Annotated in this window: 15 protein-coding genes and 1 pseudogene; 10 read left to right on the top strand and 6 right to left on the bottom strand. The window is 60.3% G+C overall.

The window, feature by feature from the left end:
* Positions 1 to 39 precede the first annotated feature (39 nt).
* On the top strand, positions 40 to 1,347 hold the full coding sequence (locus KGB07_RS08690) for an NAD(P)/FAD-dependent oxidoreductase (protein WP_046038978.1): 1,308 nt from the start codon (positions 40 to 42) through the stop codon (positions 1,345 to 1,347).
* Positions 1,348 to 1,489: 142 nt separating this feature from the next.
* Here the strand turns inward: KGB07_RS08690 and KGB07_RS08685 are convergent, their stop codons facing one another.
* Positions 1,490 to 1,735 carry a DUF1127 domain-containing protein gene (locus tag KGB07_RS08685; protein WP_046038977.1) on the bottom strand — a complete coding sequence of 82 codons (246 nt, stop codon included), beginning with the start codon at positions 1,733 to 1,735 and terminating at the stop codon, positions 1,490 to 1,492.
* Between the two features lie 179 nt (positions 1,736 to 1,914).
* On the opposite strand from KGB07_RS08685, the gene KGB07_RS08680 reads away from it, so the two are divergent.
* The gene (locus KGB07_RS08680) at positions 1,915 to 3,348 is read left to right on the top strand and encodes a PLP-dependent aminotransferase family protein (RefSeq protein ID WP_046038975.1); all 1,434 of its coding nucleotides are present in this window, start codon (positions 1,915 to 1,917) and stop codon (positions 3,346 to 3,348) included.
* Between the two features lie 60 nt (positions 3,349 to 3,408).
* On the top strand, positions 3,409 to 4,983 hold the full coding sequence (locus KGB07_RS08675; protein ID WP_223465215.1) for a phospholipase D family protein: 1,575 nt from the start codon (positions 3,409 to 3,411) through the stop codon (positions 4,981 to 4,983).
* 25 nt (positions 4,984 to 5,008) lie between these two features.
* Here KGB07_RS08675 and KGB07_RS08670 read toward each other — a convergent pair whose 3' ends face one another.
* Both KGB07_RS08670 and KGB07_RS08665 read right to left on the bottom strand, forming a co-directional pair.
* A complete protein-coding gene (locus KGB07_RS08670; RefSeq protein ID WP_046038972.1) occupies positions 5,009 to 6,154 on the bottom strand; it encodes an MFS transporter in 1,146 nt (381 codons plus the stop codon).
* Positions 6,155 to 6,414: 260 nt separating this feature from the next.
* A complete protein-coding gene (locus KGB07_RS08665) occupies positions 6,415 to 7,908 on the bottom strand; it encodes an aldehyde dehydrogenase (RefSeq protein WP_223465213.1) in 1,494 nt (497 codons plus the stop codon).
* A 394-nt stretch (positions 7,909 to 8,302) separates the two neighbouring features.
* Here KGB07_RS08665 and KGB07_RS08660 point away from each other — a divergent pair, with 394 nt between their 5' ends.
* A complete protein-coding gene (locus KGB07_RS08660; protein WP_046038968.1) occupies positions 8,303 to 8,665 on the top strand; it encodes a cupin domain-containing protein in 363 nt (120 codons plus the stop codon).
* A gap of 189 nt (positions 8,666 to 8,854) precedes the next feature.
* Positions 8,855 to 9,067: a hypothetical protein gene (locus tag KGB07_RS08655; RefSeq protein ID WP_046038966.1), complete on the top strand. Its 213-nt coding sequence runs from the start codon at positions 8,855 to 8,857 to the stop codon at positions 9,065 to 9,067.
* A gap of 142 nt (positions 9,068 to 9,209) precedes the next feature.
* Here the strand turns inward: KGB07_RS08655 and rpmG are convergent, their stop codons facing one another.
* The gene (gene rpmG, locus KGB07_RS08650; RefSeq protein ID WP_003177274.1) at positions 9,210 to 9,365 is read right to left on the bottom strand and encodes a 50S ribosomal protein L33; all 156 of its coding nucleotides are present in this window, start codon (positions 9,363 to 9,365) and stop codon (positions 9,210 to 9,212) included.
* An 11-nt stretch (positions 9,366 to 9,376) separates the two neighbouring features.
* Entirely contained in the window at positions 9,377 to 9,610 is a 234-nt protein-coding gene (gene rpmB, locus KGB07_RS08645; protein ID WP_007975166.1) for a 50S ribosomal protein L28, read from the bottom strand.
* A 445-nt stretch (positions 9,611 to 10,055) separates the two neighbouring features.
* On the opposite strand from rpmB, the gene KGB07_RS08640 reads away from it, so the two are divergent.
* A complete protein-coding gene (locus tag KGB07_RS08640; protein WP_223465212.1) occupies positions 10,056 to 11,642 on the top strand; it encodes an ABC transporter substrate-binding protein in 1,587 nt (528 codons plus the stop codon).
* A gap of 133 nt (positions 11,643 to 11,775) precedes the next feature.
* Here KGB07_RS08640 and radC read toward each other — a convergent pair whose 3' ends face one another.
* Entirely contained in the window at positions 11,776 to 12,450 is a 675-nt protein-coding gene (gene radC, locus KGB07_RS08635; RefSeq protein WP_223465211.1) for a RadC family protein, read from the bottom strand.
* Positions 12,451 to 12,585: 135 nt separating this feature from the next.
* Between radC and coaBC the strand changes: the two genes are divergently transcribed.
* The 4 genes and pseudogenes from coaBC to argB all read left to right on the top strand — a co-directional run bounded on the left by coaBC (position 12,586) and on the right by argB (position 16,821).
* Positions 12,586 to 13,794 carry a bifunctional phosphopantothenoylcysteine decarboxylase/phosphopantothenate--cysteine ligase CoaBC gene (coaBC, locus tag KGB07_RS08630; RefSeq protein ID WP_046038959.1) on the top strand — a complete coding sequence of 403 codons (1,209 nt, stop codon included), beginning with the start codon at positions 12,586 to 12,588 and terminating at the stop codon, positions 13,792 to 13,794.
* A 5-nt stretch (positions 13,795 to 13,799) separates the two neighbouring features.
* Positions 13,800 to 14,255, top strand: a complete 456-nt coding sequence (gene dut, locus KGB07_RS08625) for a dUTP diphosphatase (protein WP_007975171.1) — start codon at positions 13,800 to 13,802, stop codon at positions 14,253 to 14,255.
* 269 nt (positions 14,256 to 14,524) lie between these two features.
* A pseudogene (locus tag KGB07_RS08620) lies at positions 14,525 to 15,898 on the top strand (phosphomannomutase/phosphoglucomutase); the annotation flags it as partial.
* A 17-nt stretch (positions 15,899 to 15,915) separates the two neighbouring features.
* The gene (argB, locus tag KGB07_RS08615; RefSeq protein ID WP_008047078.1) at positions 15,916 to 16,821 is read left to right on the top strand and encodes an acetylglutamate kinase; all 906 of its coding nucleotides are present in this window, start codon (positions 15,916 to 15,918) and stop codon (positions 16,819 to 16,821) included.
* The last annotated feature ends 63 nt before the right edge of the window (positions 16,822 to 16,884 follow it).

The following is a 16,884-nucleotide window of genomic DNA, read 5'->3' as shown; positions in this document are numbered from 1 at the left end:
CCGTCAGGTTTTCCAAACGCAAGAATCAGGAACACGCACATGAATGCCCGTGCTCAACAGCCTGCTCAGAACCACACCGCGTCCTACTACGCCGCCAGCAGCCTGCCGCAGCCCGAACTTCCTGCGCTCAAAGGCGAAGTGCTGGCTGATGTCTGTGTGGTGGGCGGCGGGTTTTCGGGGTTGAACACGGCGCTTGAGCTGGCCGAACGCGGCCTCAGTGTGGTGCTGCTCGAAGCCCATAGAATCGGCTGGGGCGCCAGTGGACGCAATGGCGGGCAGCTGATTCGCGGCGTCGGCCACGGTCTTGATCAGTTCACCAACGTCATCGGTGCCGAAGGTGTTCGGCAAATGAAACTCATGGGCCTGGAAGCCGTGGAAATCGTCCGACAACGGGTCGAGCGCTTCCAGATCCCCTGCGACCTGACCTGGGGCTACTGCGACCTCGCCAACAAACCCCGTGACCTTGAAGGCTTCGCCGAGGATGCCGAAGAACTGCGCAGCCTCGGCTACCGCTACGAGACCCGTTTGCTGCAAGCCAACGAGATGCACACCGTGGTCGGCTCCACGCGTTACGTTGGCGGCCTGATCGACATGGGCTCGGGGCACCTGCACCCCCTGAACCTGGCCTTGGGCGAAGCAGCCGCGGCACAATGTCTGGGGGTCAAGTTGTTCGAGCACTCGGCCGTAACCCGCATTGACTATGGTCCCGAGGTCAAGGTCCATGCCGCCGAGGGCTCGGTGCGCGCCAAGACCCTGGTGCTGGGTTGCAATGCCTACCTCAATAACCTCAACCCGGAACTCAGCGGCAAAGTCCTGCCCGCCGGCAGCTACATCATCGCCACCGAACCATTGAGCGAAGAACAGGCCCACGCCCTGCTGCCGCAGAATATGGCGGTCTGTGACCAGCGGGTGGCGCTGGACTACTACCGGCTCTCGGCGGACCGACGCCTGCTGTTTGGCGGCGCCTGCCATTACTCGGGCCGCGACCCGAAAGACATCGCCGCGTACATGCGCCCGAAAATGCTCGAGGTTTTCCCGCAGCTGAGCGCAGTGAAGATCGATTACCAATGGGGCGGCATGATCGGCATCGGCGCCAACCGTCTGCCGCAGATCGGGCGACTCAAGGACCAGCCGAACGTGTACTACGCCCAGGCCTATTCCGGTCATGGCGTGAATGCCACGCACCTGGCGGGCAAGCTGCTGGCCGAAGCGATTAGCGGGCAGCACAGTGGTGGTTTTGATTTGTTCGCCAAGGTGCCGCACATCACTTTCCCAGGTGGCAAGCATTTGCGCTCGCCGTTGCTGGCGTTGGGGATGTTGTGGCATCGGCTGAAAGAGTTGGTCTGAAGGTTTGGCGGGGCCTGTATCGGTGCCATCGCGAGCAAGCTCGCTCCCACAGTGTCTGGTGGCGTTCACAAGATTTGTGTTCACCACCGCTCCTTGTGGGAGCGAGCTTGCTCGCGATGAGGCTCTGAAGAACACTGCAACTTCAGATCCGCCAGAAAGGCTTCAGCCCCTCCTCCCGCGCCTGCTCCCGCGTCAGCCCGATATCCTTGAGCTGGTCAGCCGTCAGGGCCAACAAGGCCTTGCGCGTGTGCAGGCAACGCCAGAACCGGTCCCAGCGACTCAGGCCGGACGACGCATTGCCCATGCCCGCCTCCCGCGTGCCGTTGTTCTGCCCGGTCGCCAGTTCCTGACTGTGTAACGTCAGCCGCACATCGCTCAAACCGTTCATCTTGGATGCTCCTGTTTACTTGGGTAGCCAGAGGTTCCATGATGCGTGGGCGCGCAAAAGCATTACAGATTCAAAGCAACTGTATTAACTCCATACAGTTTTGCCGATTCCGCCACTGAATCCCGATTTTTTGCCCGATCTGTACTGGTTAACCGAATCACTCCTATCGAGGCTGCACCATGACCCTTTACGTCAACCTCGCCGAATTGCTCGGCACACGTATCGAACAGGGCTTCTACCGCCCCGGTGACCGGCTGCCTTCGGTACGGGCGCTGAGCGTCGAGCACGGCGTCAGCCTGAGCACGGTGCAGCAGGCCTATCGGGTGCTGGAAGACAGCGGGCTGGCCATGCCACGCCCCAAATCCGGGTACTTCGTGCCGGCCAGTCGCGAGCTGCCGGATTTGCCGGCAGTCGGCCGCCCGGCCCAACGGCCGGTGGACATTTCCCAATGGGATCAAGTGCTGGAGTTGATTCGCGCCGTGCCGCGCAAAGACGTGGTGCAACTGGGCCGCGGCATGCCGGACATCACCAGCCCGACCATGAAACCGCTGCTGCGTGACCTGGCGCGAATCAGCCGGCGGCAGGACATGCCCGGTCTGTATTACGACAACATCCACGGCAACCTCGAACTGCGCGAACAGATCGCTCGCCTGATGCTCGATTCCGGCTGCCAGTTGAGCGCCAGCGAACTGGTGGTCACCACCGGTTGCCACGAAGCGCTGTCCACCAGTATTCGCGCGATCTGCGAACCCGGCGACATTGTCGCAGTGGACTCGCCGAGCTTTCACGGTGCGATGCAGACCCTCAAGGGCCTGGGCATGAAAGCCCTGGAAATCCCCACCGATCCATTGACCGGCATCAGTCTCGAAGCGCTGGAACTGGCCCTGGAGCAGTGGCCGATCAAGGTCATACAGCTGACCCCCAACTGTAACAACCCGTTGGGCTACATCATGCCGGAGTCGCGCAAACGCGCGTTGTTGACGCTTGCGCAGCGCTATGACGTGGCGATCATCGAGGACGATGTGTATGGCGAACTGGCCTACACCTACCCGCGCCCGCGCACGATCAAGTCCTTCGACGAGGACGGTCGCGTCCTGTTGTGCAGCTCGTTTTCCAAGACCCTGGCGCCGGGCCTGCGCATCGGCTGGGTTGCGCCCGGCCGCTATCTGGAACGGGTGCTGCACATGAAATACATCAGCACCGGATCCACCGCACCACAACCGCAGATCGCCATCGCCGAATTTCTCAAGGGCGGCCACTTCGAACCGCATTTGCGGCGAATGCGCACGCAATACCAGCGCAATCGCGACGTGATGATTGATTGGGTGACCCGCTACTTCCCGGCCGGTACCCGCGCGAGTCGCCCACAGGGCAGCTTCATGCTGTGGGTCGAACTACCGGAAGGTTTCGACACCCTGAAACTGAATCGTGCATTGCACGACCAAGGCGTACAGATTGCCGTGGGCAGCATTTTTTCCGCCTCCGGCAAGTACCGCAATTGCCTGCGCATGAACTACGCTGCCAAGCCAACACCGCAGATCGAAGACGCGGTGCGCAAGGTCGGTGCGACAGCGATCAAACTGCTGGCGGAAACCGATCAGCTCAGCGACTGACTTTTATTCGGGGATCAGCGTCCATATGCCTATCTGCGCCGCCAAACGGAACGATCCTACGTGAGAGTCAGACAGCCCCTGCTTGCTCTTCTGCTACTCACCGCGTTCCTGGACGGTTGCGCCAACCTCGAAGTACAGCGTGTGCCGAGCCAGGCGCTGCCGGCTTCAAACTCCGCATTCGGCCGCTCGGTCCAGGCGCAGGCCGCGCCTTACAAGGGACAATCGGGCTTTCGCCTGCTATCGGACAGCACCGAGGCCTTCACCGCCCGCGCCGAACTGATCCGTAACGCCCAAAGCAGCCTCGACTTGCAGTACTACATCGTGCACGACGGCATCAGCACGCGCATGCTGATCGAGCAGTTGCTCAAGGCCGCCGACCGGGGCGTACGGGTGCGGGTACTGCTCGACGATACTGCCAGCGATGGCTTGGACCGGGTCATTGCGACCCTCGCCGCACACCCGAACATCCAGATCCGCGTGTTCAACCCGCTGAATCTGGGCCGCAGTACGGGGGTGACGCGCACCGTGGGCCGACTGTTCAACCTGTCGCAACAGCATCGACGCATGCACAACAAATTGTGGCTTGCGGACAACAGCATGGCCATCGTCGGCGGGCGCAATCTGGGGGACGAGTATTACGATGCCAAGCCCAACATGAATTTCACCGACATCGACATGCTCAGTGTCGGCCCGGTCGCCGAGCAACTCGGGCACAGTTTCGACCAGTACTGGAACAGCGCCCTGAGCAAGCCGATCGACGAATTCCTGTCGAGCAAACCCACACCCCGGGACCTGGAAAACACCCGCGTCCGACTGGAAGAGTCCCTGGCGGAAACGCGCAAACAGAATCACGCGCTCTATAAACACTTGATGACTTTCACCACCCACCCACGCCTGGACATCTGGCGCCGCGAGCTGATCTGGGCCTGGAACCAGGCATTGTGGGATGCGCCGAGCAAGGTACTGGCCAAGGGCGAGCCCGATCCGCGGTTGCTGCTTACCACGCAACTCGCACCTGAACTCAATAACGTCAGCAAAGAGCTGATCATGATCTCGGCCTACTTTGTGCCCGGCCAGCCGGGACTGGTGTACCTGACCGGGCGCGCCGATGCCGGCGTTTCTGTGAGTTTGCTGACCAATTCACTGGAAGCCACGGACGTTCCCGCCGTACACGGTGGTTACGCGCCCTATCGCAGGGCGCTGCTGGAGCACGGCGTGAAGCTGTACGAATTGCGTCGCCAACCCGGCGAGGGAGGCGGCAGCGGTAGCGGGCCGCATCTGTTTTCCAGCAGCGCCTATCACAGCTCTGACTCCAGCCTGCACAGCAAGGCGATGATATTCGACCAGCAGAAATCCTTTATCGGCTCGTTCAATTTCGATCCACGCTCGGTGCTGTGGAACACCGAAGTCGGCGTACTGGTGGACAGCCCGGAATTGGCCGCACGGGTCCGCGAACTGGCGCTGCAGGGCATGGCGCCGGCCCTGAGTTATCAGGTGGAGCTGGAAAACGGAAAGATCGTCTGGACCACCGAAGACGACGGGAAAATGCACACCCTGACCAAGGAGCCAGGGAGTTGGTGGCGACGCTTCAATGCGTGGATGAGCAATACGGTTGGGCTGGAGAAGATGTTGTAGCCAGCCGATGATCCATTGTGGTTCTTCAGGCTGGCTCTGCAGCCGCGCCAAACGCCCCTTGCCGCGACACCACAATCAACACACCCAAGGCCCCTACCGCCATCAGCAACGGCAATGCATGCCCGCTGATCCACTGGCTGCCGGCACCCGCCAGCAGCGGCCCGATCAGGCAACCGATCCCCCACAGCTGGGCGATGTGTGCGTTGGCCCGCACCAGCGCATCGTCGCGATAACGCTCGCCGATCAGGATCAACGATAAGGTGAACAACCCGCCAGCGCTGGCGCCGAACAGCACCCACAGCGGCCAGATCATCAGCGTGTCGATCAGCAGCGGGATTGCCAGGCTCGATATCAGCAGGACCACAGCACAACCGGCGAACAACGCGCGTCGCGACAAACGATCGGCCAACGCACCAATCGGCAATTGCAGCACCGCATCGCCGACCACCACCGTACTGACCATCGCCAAAGCGATTTCCGTGGTGAAGCCCTGTCGCAGGCAGTAGACCGGCAACAGCGTCAGGATCATCGCTTCGAACGCGGCAAACAGCGACACCGCCCAGGCAATCGCCGGCAGGCCTCGACAGAACTCAAGCAAATCACGCAGGGTCACGCTGCTGGCCTCGCTGCTCGGCGCGCCACTGCGTCCCAACAGCAGGAACGGTGCAGCCATCAGCAAACCGACACCCACCCAAAAGCCATAGTCATGCTCGGTACCGAGGAAGCCCAGCAATACCGGCCCTGCCAGCTGACTCAAGGCGTAGCTGCTGCCATACAGCGCCACCAGCCGCCCGCGCCATTGCTCGACCACCAGTTGATTGATCCAGCTTTCACCGATGATGAATACGAGGGTCAGGATCACCCCGATCATCAGCCGCAGCACCAACCAGATCGGATAGCTCGGCAACAGCGCCAGCAAACCGATCGAGACCGCCCCGGCCCACAGGCACAGACGCATCAGATTGGCCGTGCCGAAGCGCGCCGCCAGATGGCTGGAGACTTTCGCCCCCAGCAGGACACCAATGGCCGGCATCGCCGCCATCACACCAATGGCAAACGAGCCGTAGCCCCAGCTTTCCAAGCGAAACGACACCAGCGGCATGCTGACACCCAGGGCCAAGCCGACACTCAGGACAGATGCCAAAACGGCGAAATAAGTCGCCCAACGCATGTTCCACGCTCCTGTGGATATTTTTATATGCAGCGCAAAGTACTGTGGGAGCGAGCCTTTGTGGCGAGGGGGCTTGCCCCCGTTGGGTCGCGGAGCGGCCCCAAAACCTGCAATTGCGGTGTATCAAGTACACCGCATGCAATGGTTTTGCGCCTGCTTCGCAGCCGAACGGGGGCAAGCCCCCTCACCACAGGGCTCGCTCCCACAAGGGATCTGCGTCGTTCGGGAGGCCTGCTCTACAACAGGCCTCCCTTAACGGCTTACAACTTGATCCAGGTCGCCTTCAGCTCGGTGTACTTGTCGAAAGCGTGCAGGGACTTGTCGCGACCGTTGCCGGACTGCTTGAAGCCACCGAACGGAGCAGTCATGTCACCGCCATCGTACTGGTTGACCCACACGCTACCGGCACGCAGTGCGCGGGCGGTGAGGTGAGCCTTGGAGATGTCGGCCGTCCAGACCGCAGCAGCCAGGCCGTACGGTGTGTCGTTGGCGATCGCGATGGCTTCTTCGGCGCTGTCGAATGCGATGACCGACAGTACCGGGCCAAAGATTTCTTCCTGGGCGATTTTCATCGCGTTGCTCACACCGTCGAAAATCGTCGGCTCAACGTAAGTACCGCCCGTTTCCTGGAGCGTACGCTTGCCACCGGCCACCAGCTTGGCGCCGTCGGCATGACCAGACTCGATGTAAGACAGCACGGTGTTCATCTGCTGGGTATCGACCAGCGCACCAACGTTGGTTGCAGGATCCAGCGGATTGCCCGGCTTCCAGGTTTTCAGTGCCTCGATCACCAGTGGCAGGAATTTGTCCTTGATCGAACGCTCGACCAGCAGGCGCGAACCGGCGGTGCAGACTTCGCCCTGGTTGAAGGCGATGGCGCCAGCTGCGGCTTCAGCAGCGTCTTGCAGGTTCGGTGCATCGGCGAACACGATGTTCGGGCTCTTGCCGCCAGCTTCGAGCCAGACGCGCTTCATGTTCGACTCGCCGGAGTAGATCAACAGCTGCTTGGCGATCTTGGTCGATCCGGTGAACACCAGGGTGTCGACATCGTTGTGCAGGGCCAGGGCCTTGCCGACGGTGTGACCGTAACCCGGCAGCACGTTCAGCACGCCTTTCGGGATGCCGGCTTCGACAGCCAGTTCAGCGATGCGAATGGCGGTCAGCGGGGATTTTTCGGACGGTTTGAGGATCACCGAGTTACCGGTGGACAGCGCAGGACCAAGTTTCCAGCACGCCATCATCAGCGGGAAGTTCCACGGCACGATGGCGCCAACAACACCCACCGGCTCACGGGTCACAAGACCCAACTGGTCGTGCGGAGTGGCCGCTACTTCGTCGTAAATCTTGTCGATGGCTTCGCCGCTCCAGCTCAGGGCTTGCGCCGCACCGGGAACGTCGATGTACAGGGAATCGCTGATCGGCTTGCCCATGTCCAGGGTTTCAAGCAGGGCCAGCTCTTCGGCGTGCTGCTTGAGCAGGCCGGCGAAACGGATCATGGTGGACTTGCGCTTGGTCGGCGCCAGGCGCGACCAGGCACCGGAATTGAAGGTGGCGCGAGCGTTTTCCACGGCGCGCTGGGCATCGGCGGCGTCACAGCTGGCAATCTTGCCCAGCAGACGGCCATCGACCGGGCTGATGCACTCGAAGGTCTGGCCGGAAACGGCGTCGGTGTATTCGCCATTGATATAGGCGCGGCCTTCGATTTTCAGGTCGCGGGCACGTTGTTCCCAGTCGGCACGGGTCAGGGTGGTCATGCGAGTGTCCTCCTCTTATTGATACGACACCCGCGTTCTTCGCGGGCGCTGTCAGGAATTCTGCCCGGCCAGCCTGCTTTTCGGCCCAAGGCATCCACCACCCTAAACCAGCCGCACATGAAGTTTCAATATATTTGACATAACACCGGCAAACGGCCTTGCGATGTTCATTTTAATAAACATAGACTTTGAGCCTTTCAGTGTCCGGTCTCGCCAATACGTTCCTCTTTTGACGAGCAGATGTTGTTGTCAGGCAAGGCGCCGTGACGAGTCATAGCCCGCTATGGCGAGGAGCGGCAACGCAGCATGACAGCAACAGATGCCGTCAAAAAGGAACAGTATTGGCGAGACCGGACACCCACCACTCGCGCCGTAATCACGGGGGATAACAACAATGAACATCCAGAACGTCGTCGACTTCAGCCAGGCCACCACCGCCGCCGAACGCTACCGCCCGGACGCAGCCAAAGTGCTCAAGGGCGACCCGGAACAAGCCGTTTACAACCACTACAACAGCCCTTGTGGCCAGTTGAACGCTGGTGTGTGGGAAGGTGCAGTCGGGCAGTGGACAGTGAACTTCACCGAGCACGAGTACTGCGAGATCCAGCAAGGGGTTTCGGTGCTGCGTGACAACGAGGGCAATGCCAAGACCCTGCGCGCAGGCGACCGCTTCGTGATCCCCGCCGGATTCAAAGGCACCTGGGAAGTGCTGGAGCCATGCCGCAAGATCTACGTAGCGTTTGAACAGAAGGCTTGAAGCAAGATCATCGAAATACTTAAAAGCCCGTCCCTGGTGACGGGCTTTTTCATGGGCGGGCTCCGGCAAACATCGCGATACAGTACAGCAGGTGATAAATATTCGGGGCTGCTCCAGTATTTCTTCACGGCATCCAAGACGGATGACGGGAGCAATTTCGCTCACTCACCAATTGCAAGGAAGCGATATATGACCACTGATTTGAAACAACACCTGGACACAGCCATTCAGTACATCGGCCGGCAATACTCCGAAGAGCTGCGTGGAGAGCTCGCCAACAAGACCGGGCTGGCGGTACGTCCGAGGGGCATCGGGTTCATCATGACCAAAGACTACAATCCCGCACGGATCAATCTGCTGGTTGAAAACGAAATCATCACCCATGTCACCATGGGCAATTGATTTGCGCTAAACCGTGCATCGCTCTACTCAGCACTGAAGCACTGTGACTTGATCAGACTGAAGAGTTACCCGTTTTTTCAAGCACAACAAAAAAGGCCCGTATCTCGCGATACGGGCCTTTTTCGTAAGAGGGAAAAATCAATTACTTGATTTTGCCTTCCTTGTAGATCACGTGCTTGCGAACAACCGGATCATATTTCTTGATCTCGATTTTGTCCGGGGTAGTACGCTTGTTCTTGTCGGTAGTGTAGAAGTGACCAGTACCGGCGCTCGAAATCAAACGAATCAATTCACGCATGATTAGCTCCCTTAAACCTTGCCATCGCGGCGAAGTTCGGCCAGCACGACAGTGATGCCACGCTTGTCGATGATACGCATGCCTTTGGCAGATACGCGCAGACGCACAAAACGTTTCTCTTCTTCAACCCAGAAGCGGTGATGCTGCAGGTTCGGCAGGAAACGACGACGGGTTTTGTTGTTTGCGTGGGAAATGTTATTCCCAGTCACCGGACCCTTACCGGTAACTTGACATACTCTAGACATGCCTCAGCCCTCTAAAACCACATGCCCAACCCGGCATGGGTTGGCCGCTTAATCTCTCAGTCATTTGGCGCCAGGCGCCGCGTTTCTTTAGAGGTCTTACCGGCTACACCTACAGTGAAGGAACCGGGCCCCTAGAAAAGAGCGCTGCTTTATACCAGAAAGACTGGAGAGCAACAACATTCGGTGCGCGTTGAATTCACAAAAACCCCGTTTTTCGGGCTCCGAGCGCCTTGGACAAAGGCTATCATCGATGGCGACCGCTCGTCGCAGAGAATCGGCCAACCGGCCAAATCAGGATTTTGCTCTCCCGCCTCACAGCAAATTCAGGCGCTATAGTCCTCTCAAAATGAAAAAGGGGATAGTCATTTGCAAACGAGCCCACTAGGGTAAGCCTTTTCCAGACTGCACTTGCAGATGGGCCTTCGATCTGTAAAGGAAGCCGACCATGCGCCTCGCTGCCCTACCGCTGTTGCTCGCCCCGCTTCTGCTGAGCCCACAGGCCTTTGCCGCCGCCCTGAGCGTCTGCACCGAGGCCAGCCCTGAAGGCTTCGACGTGGTGCAGTACAACTCGCTGACCACCACCAACGCCTCGGCCGATGTGCTGATGAATCGCCTGGTGGACTTCGACACGGCTAGTGGCAAAGTGGTCGCCAGCCTCGCCGACAGCTGGGAAGTCAGCCCCGACGGCCTGACCTACGTCTTCAAGTTGCACCCGCAGGTGAAATTCCATCGCACCGAGTATTTCACCCCAACGCGCGACCTGAGCGCCGAAGACGTGATTTTCAGCTTCGACCGCATGCTCGACCCGGCCAATGCGTGGCACAAAGTCGCCCAGAGCGGCTTCCCCCATGCGCAATCGATGCAGTTACCTGCATTGATCAAGAAGATCGACGCCTTCGACCCGCAGACCGTACGCTTCACCCTCGACCACCCGGATTCGACCTTCCTGGCGACCCTGAGCATGGGCTTCGCCTCGATCTATTCGGCCGAATACGCCGACAAACTGATGAAGGCCGGCACACCCGAGAAGCTCAACAGCCAGCCAATCGGCACAGGGCCGTTCGTTTTCACTCGCTTCCAGAAGGACGCCTCGGTTCGCTACAAAGCCAACCCCGAATACTTCGGTGGCAAACCTCTTGTAGATCCGCTGATCTTCGCCATCACCCCGGACGCCAACGTGCGCCTGCAGAAATTGCGCCGTAACGAATGCCAGATCGCCCTGTCGCCCAAGCCTCTGGACGTACAGGAAGCGCTGAAAGAGCCGACGCTGAAAGTCGAAAAGACTGACGCGTTCATGACCGCATTCGTCGGCATCAACAGCCAGCATCCGCCATTGGACAAGCCTGAAGTCCGCCAGGCCATCAACCTTGCCTTCGACAAGGCCAGCTATGTCAAAGCCGTGTTCGAAGACACCGCCGAGGCGGCCAACGGTCCGTACCCACCCAACACCTGGAGCTACGCGAAAAACCTGCCGGGCTACCCTCACGACATTGCGAAGGCCAAAGCCTTGATGGCCAAGGCCGGACTCAAGGACGGCTTCCAGACCACCATCTGGACCCGCCCTTCCGGCAGCCTGCTTAACCCCAACCCAAGCCTTGGCGCTCAACTGCTGCAGTCTGACCTCGCGGAAATCGGCATTCAGGCCGAAATCCGCGTGATCGAATGGGGCGAACTGATCCGCCGCGCCAAGGCCGGTGAACATGACTTGCTGTTCATGGGCTGGGCCGGTGACAACGGTGACCCGGACAACTTCCTCACGCCGCAGTTTTCCTGCGCCGCGGTCAAGTCCGGTACCAACTTCGCCCGCTACTGCAATCAGGACCTGGACAAGCTGATCAGCGCCGGCAAGACCACCGGCGAGCAAGGTGTGCGCAGCAAACTCTACGAACAGGCCCAGGCGCAGATCCAGCAGCAGGCGCTGTGGTTGCCACTGGCCCACCCGACTGCGTTCGCGCTGACGCGCAAGGATGTCGAGGGGTACTCGGTCAGCCCGTTCGGCCGGCAGGACTATTCCAAGGTCAGTATCAAATAACCCAACCACCACACATAACCTGTGGGAGCGAGCTTGCTCGCGATAGCGGACTTTCAGGCAACCTTTGTACTGAATGTACCGCCGTCATCGCGGGCAGCCCGCTCCCACAGGGTTCTGCATTCCCCCACCAGATCTACATCCACCCATACTCAGCCATCGACAACGGATCGCCGTCGCCGATGATGAAATGGTCGAGCACCCGCACGTCAATCAACTCCAGCGCCTTTTGCAGGCGATTGGTCAGCACCCGGTCGGACTGACTGGGGTCGGTGTTGCCCGACGGATGGTTGTGGCAGAGGATCAATGCTGCTGCGTTGTTGGCCAGGGCACGCTTGACCACCTCTCGCGGATGAACACTGGTGTTGTCGATGGAGCCGCGAAACAGCGTCTCAAACGCCAGTACCTGATGCCTGGAATCGAGAAACAGACACCCAAACACCTCGTGCGGCTCGTGGCGCAGCATCGATTTCAGGTACTCACGAACCGCGTGCGGATTCTCCAGTGCCGATTTTTGGCGCGCTCGCTCGGCCAGATGGCGCCTGCTCATTTCTTGCGCAGCCTGCAACTGTGCAAATTTCGCCGGCCCAAGTCCCAGCTGCTTGCTGAACGTTTCCTGATCGGCCTCAAGCAGCAAACGCAGGCTGCCAAACTGATTCAACAGGTGTCGCGCCAGATCTACTGCACTTTTACCCACCACGCCCGTACGTAAAAAGATCGCCAGCAGTTCGGCGTCCGAAAGGCTTCCCGCACCCTGTTCAAGCAACCTCTCCCGCGGCCGTTCCGTCGCCGGCCAATCGCGAATACTCATAGCACCTCCCTGTCTGTGGGCACCGCTGTTCCGTAGCGGTCGCTGTGATATCGTAGCCCATCTTTTTTGCGGGCGAATTCATCCTGGGGAGGGGGTTTCGCCACGTATGTCACCAACGAATTGAAAGGCAGGCCTATGCAGCGGCTGTATCGGAAACGCATTGTTCTGGGCGTCGGCGGCGGCATCGCTGCCTACAAGAGCGCCGACCTGGTTCGCCGCCTGATCGATCAGGGCGCCGAAGTGCGCGTGGTCATGACTCGTGGCGGCGCAGAGTTCATCACCCCGCTGACTATGCAGGCCCTGTCCGGGCACCCGGTCCACCTGGACCTGCTGGACCCGGCGGCCGAAGCAGCCATGGGCCACATCGAGCTCGCCAAATGGGCCGACCTGGTGCTGATCGCCCCCGCCACGGCGGACCTTATTGCCCGCCTGGCCCAAGGCATTGCCGACGATCTGCTGACCACGCTGGTGCTGGCCACCGACGCAGTGGTCGCCGTCGCACCGGCAATGAACCAGGCGATGTGGCGCGATCCGGCGACCCAGGCCAACCTGCAAACCCTAGAAAGTCGCGACATCAAGGTCTTCGGCCCGGCCTCCGGCAGCCAGGCCTGCGGCGATGTCGGCCTGGGGCGCATGCTCGAAGCCATTGAACTGGCCCAGTGTGCCGCCGACTGCTTCCAGCGTCAGGCACTGACCGGCAAACACGTGCTGATCACGGCCGGCCCGACCCAGGAAAACATCGACCCGGTGCGCTACATCACCAACCACAGCTCCGGAAAAATGGGCTTTGCCCTGGCCGAAGCCGCCGTGGAGGCCGGTGCCCGCGTGACCCTGATCACCGGCCCCGTACACCTGCCGACTCCCGATCGCGTCACCCGCATCGATGTGGTCAGCGCCCGCGACATGCTCGCCGCGTGTGAAGCGGCGATCCCTTGCGATCTGTTCATCGCCTCGGCAGCGGTCGCGGATTACCGTCCGGAAGTCGTCGCCCCGCAGAAACTCAAGAAAGATCCTACGAACGGCGACGGCTTGTTGCTACAGATGGTGCGTAACCCGGACATCCTGGCCACCATCGCCACCCGCCCCGACCGTCCGTTCAGTGTCGGTTTCGCCGCCGAGACCGAACACCTGCTCGATTACGCTGCACGCAAGCTGAAAGACAAGAACCTCGACCTGATCGTCGCCAACGACGTCGCCAACCCGAGCATTGGCTTCAACAGCGAAGAAAACGCCTGCAGCGTCATCGACCGTGAACTTCACGCCACACTTTTCGCCCAGACCAGCAAGAGCAAGATTGCTCGCCAGCTGATCACTTTTATCGCCGAACGTCTAAACCAGGTTTAATTTACATGCACGCTTTGCAAGCCAAGATCCTCGACCCCCGCATCGGTACCGAATTCCCGCTGCCGCAATACGCCACACCAGGCTCCGCCGGCCTCGACCTGCGCGCCATGCTGGAACAGGACACCGTGATCAAGCCGGGTGAAACCGTGCTGATCCCCACTGGCCTGTCGGTTTATATCGGTGACCCAAACCTGGCGGCGCTGATTCTGCCGCGCTCGGGAATGGGCCATAAGCACGGCATCGTGCTGGGCAACCTGGTGGGTCTGATCGACTCCGACTACCAAGGCCCATTGATGGTCTCCTGCTGGAACCGTGGCCAGACCGAATTCACCATGCCGGTCGGCGAGCGCCTGGCGCAACTGGTGCTGGTGCCGGTGGTACAGGCTCACTTCGAGATGGTTGAAGAGTTTGTTGAAACCGAGCGCGGCACTGGCGGTTTCGGCCATACCGGTACCCGCTGATCCGATCACGCTGTTCTTGGGGCGGGGGATCTGACTCCCTCGCCACAAAATTCAAATTGTCATCTGCAAGGTTTAGCTCCGGAAATCAAGGCATTGCCCGGCCAAACCCTTGCCGTCAGGGGCGTCATGGCCCTTTCATACCACGAACTCTCTGTGGAAAACGCCGTCATACCCTTCAGTTTGAACCTGCTGCCGAATGAATCGGCGGCGTGTCCAGCCACTTTCGAGATGGAGCATTTCCACAGATGAACACCCCGGCCAAAATCGTACCCAAGTTCCCTGACAGCATCTTCCGCGCCTACGACATCCGCGGCACCGTCCCGGAATTCCTGAACGCCGAAACCGCTTACTGGATCGGCCGCGCCGTCGGCTCCCAAAGCCTGGCCCAGGGCGAGCCAAACGTGTCCGTCGGTCGCGATGGTCGCCTGTCCGGCCCGGAGCTGGTCGCGCAACTGATCAAAGGCATCGCCGACAGCGGCTGCCACGTCAGTGATGTCGGCCTGGTCCCGACTCCGGCGCTCTACTACGCCGCCAACGTACTGGCCGGCAAATCCGGCGTGATGCTCACCGGCAGCCACAACCCGTCGAACTACAACGGCTTCAAGATCGTCATTGCCGGCGACACCCTGGCCAACGAACAGATCCAGGCCCTGCACGACCGCCTCAAGACCAACAACCTGAGCAGCGGCCAGGGCAGCATCACCCAGGTCGAGATTCTCGATCGCTACACCACCGAAATCGTCCAGGACATCAAGCTGGCCCGTCGCCTGAAAGTGGTCGTCGACTGCGGCAACGGCGCGGCCGGCGTGATCGCCCCGCAACTGATCGAAGCGCTGAACTGCGAAGTCATCCCGCTGTTCTGCGAAGTGGACGGCAACTTCCCGAACCACCACCCGGACCCGGGCAAACCTGAAAACCTCGTGGACCTGATTGCCAAGGTCAAGGAAACCAACGCTGACATCGGCCTGGCCTTCGACGGCGATGGCGACCGCGTCGGCGTGGTGACCAACACCGGCAGCATCGTCTACCCGGACCGCCTGCTGATGCTGTTCGCCCGCGACGTCGTGGCGCGCAACCCGGGCGCCGAAATCATCTTCGACGTCAAATGCACCCGTCGCCTGATTCCGCTGATCAAGGAATACGGTGGTCGGTCGTTAATGTGGAAGACTGGTCACTCGTTGATCAAAAAGAAAATGAAACAATCCGGCGCCCTGCTGGCTGGCGAAATGAGCGGGCACATTTTCTTCAAGGAGCGCTGGTTCGGTTTCGACGACGGCATCTACAGCGCCGCGCGATTGCTGGAGATCCTCAGCAAGGAAAAATCCTCGGCCGAAGAGCTGTTCGCGACCTTCCCGAACGATATTTCTACGCCGGAAATCAATATCCATGTGACCGAAGAGAGCAAATTCAGCATCATTGATGCATTGCACGATGCGCAGTGGGGCGAAGGCGCCGACCTGACCACCATTGACGGCGTGCGAGTCGACTATGCCAAAGGCTGGGGCCTGGTACGCGCCTCCAACACCACTCCGGTGCTGGTGCTGCGTTTCGAGGCCGATGACGAGGCTGAATTGCAGCGCATCAAGGACGTATTCAAAGTCCAGTTGAAGCGTGTTGCACCTGATCTCCAACTACCGTTCTGATTCACCCGGAGCCCTGAATGACCCTCGAACGCGAAGCCGCCGCCAACACCGCCAAGGTCCTGTCCGAAGCGTTGCCTTACATCCGCCGTTATGTCGGCAAGACACTGGTGATCAAATACGGCGGCAACGCGATGGAAAGCGAGGAGCTGAAAACCGGCTTCGCCCGCGACATCGTGCTGATGAAGGCCGTGGGCATCAACCCGGTGGTGGTTCACGGTGGCGGCCCGCAAATCGGTGACCTGCTCAAGCGCCTGTCGATCGAGAGCCATTTCGTCGACGGCATGCGCGTCACCGACGCCGCGACCATGGATGTGGTGGAAATGGTCCTCGGCGGCCAGGTCAACAAGGACATCGTCAACCTGATCAACCGTCATGGCGGCAGCGCCATCGGCCTGACCGGTAAAGACGCCGAGCTGATTCGCGCGAAGAAGCTCACCGTTACCCGTCAGACACCGGAAATGACCACCCCGGAAATCATCGACATCGGCCACGTGGGCGAAGTAGTCGGCATCAATACCGACCTGCTGAACCTGCTGGTCAAGGGCGATTTCATCCCGGTGATCGCGCCCATCGGCGTCGGTGCCAACGGCGAGTCGTACAACATCAACGCTGACCTGGTGGCCGGTAAAGTCGCCGAAGCGCTGAAAGCCGAGAAGCTGATGCTGCTGACCAACATCGCCGGCCTGATGGACAAGTCGGGCACGGTCCTGACTGGCCTGACAACCCAGCAAGTCGACGACCTGATCGCCGACGGCACTATCTACGGCGGCATGCTGCCGAAGATCCGTTGCGCACTGGAAGCGGTCCAGGGCGGCGTGGGCAGCTCGCTGATCATCGACGGTCGCGTACCGAATGCGATCCTGCTGGAAATCTTCACCGATACCGGCGTGGGCACCCTGATCAGCAATCGCAAGCGTCCTTAAGCGATAGCGCAAACAAAAAGACCCCGCTCGGCCTGGCTGAGCGGGGTCTTTTTTTTCACCGTC

It is taken from the genome of Pseudomonas sp. GL-RE-26 (genome assembly GCF_019956275.1).
GTDB lineage: Bacteria > Pseudomonadota > Gammaproteobacteria > Pseudomonadales > Pseudomonadaceae > Aquipseudomonas > Aquipseudomonas grandcourensis.
Note: the sequence above shows the minus strand (reverse complement) of the source record. Positions and strands in the feature narration are given on the sequence as shown.

Coding starts and splice junctions, on each gene's coding strand:
- KGB07_RS08690 (WP_046038978.1), top strand. CDS start 40: ATGAATGCCCGTGCTCAACAGCCTGCTCAGAACCACACCGCGTCCTAC.
- KGB07_RS08685 (WP_046038977.1), bottom strand. CDS start 1,735: ATGAACGGTTTGAGCGATGTGCGGCTGACGTTACACAGTCAGGAACTG.
- KGB07_RS08680 (WP_046038975.1), top strand. CDS start 1,915: ATGACCCTTTACGTCAACCTCGCCGAATTGCTCGGCACACGTATCGAA.
- KGB07_RS08670 (WP_046038972.1), bottom strand. CDS start 6,154: ATGCGTTGGGCGACTTATTTCGCCGTTTTGGCATCTGTCCTGAGTGTC.
- KGB07_RS08665 (WP_223465213.1), bottom strand. CDS start 7,908: ATGACCACCCTGACCCGTGCCGACTGGGAACAACGTGCCCGCGACCTG.
- KGB07_RS08660 (WP_046038968.1), top strand. CDS start 8,303: ATGAACATCCAGAACGTCGTCGACTTCAGCCAGGCCACCACCGCCGCC.
- KGB07_RS08655 (WP_046038966.1), top strand. CDS start 8,855: ATGACCACTGATTTGAAACAACACCTGGACACAGCCATTCAGTACATC.
- rpmG (WP_003177274.1), bottom strand. CDS start 9,365: ATGCGTGAATTGATTCGTTTGATTTCGAGCGCCGGTACTGGTCACTTC.
- rpmB (WP_007975166.1), bottom strand. CDS start 9,610: ATGTCTAGAGTATGTCAAGTTACCGGTAAGGGTCCGGTGACTGGGAAT.
- KGB07_RS08640 (WP_223465212.1), top strand. CDS start 10,056: ATGCGCCTCGCTGCCCTACCGCTGTTGCTCGCCCCGCTTCTGCTGAGC.
- radC (WP_223465211.1), bottom strand. CDS start 12,450: ATGAGTATTCGCGATTGGCCGGCGACGGAACGGCCGCGGGAGAGGTTG.
- coaBC (WP_046038959.1), top strand. CDS start 12,586: ATGCAGCGGCTGTATCGGAAACGCATTGTTCTGGGCGTCGGCGGCGGC.
- dut (WP_007975171.1), top strand. CDS start 13,800: ATGCACGCTTTGCAAGCCAAGATCCTCGACCCCCGCATCGGTACCGAA.
- argB (WP_008047078.1), top strand. CDS start 15,916: ATGACCCTCGAACGCGAAGCCGCCGCCAACACCGCCAAGGTCCTGTCC.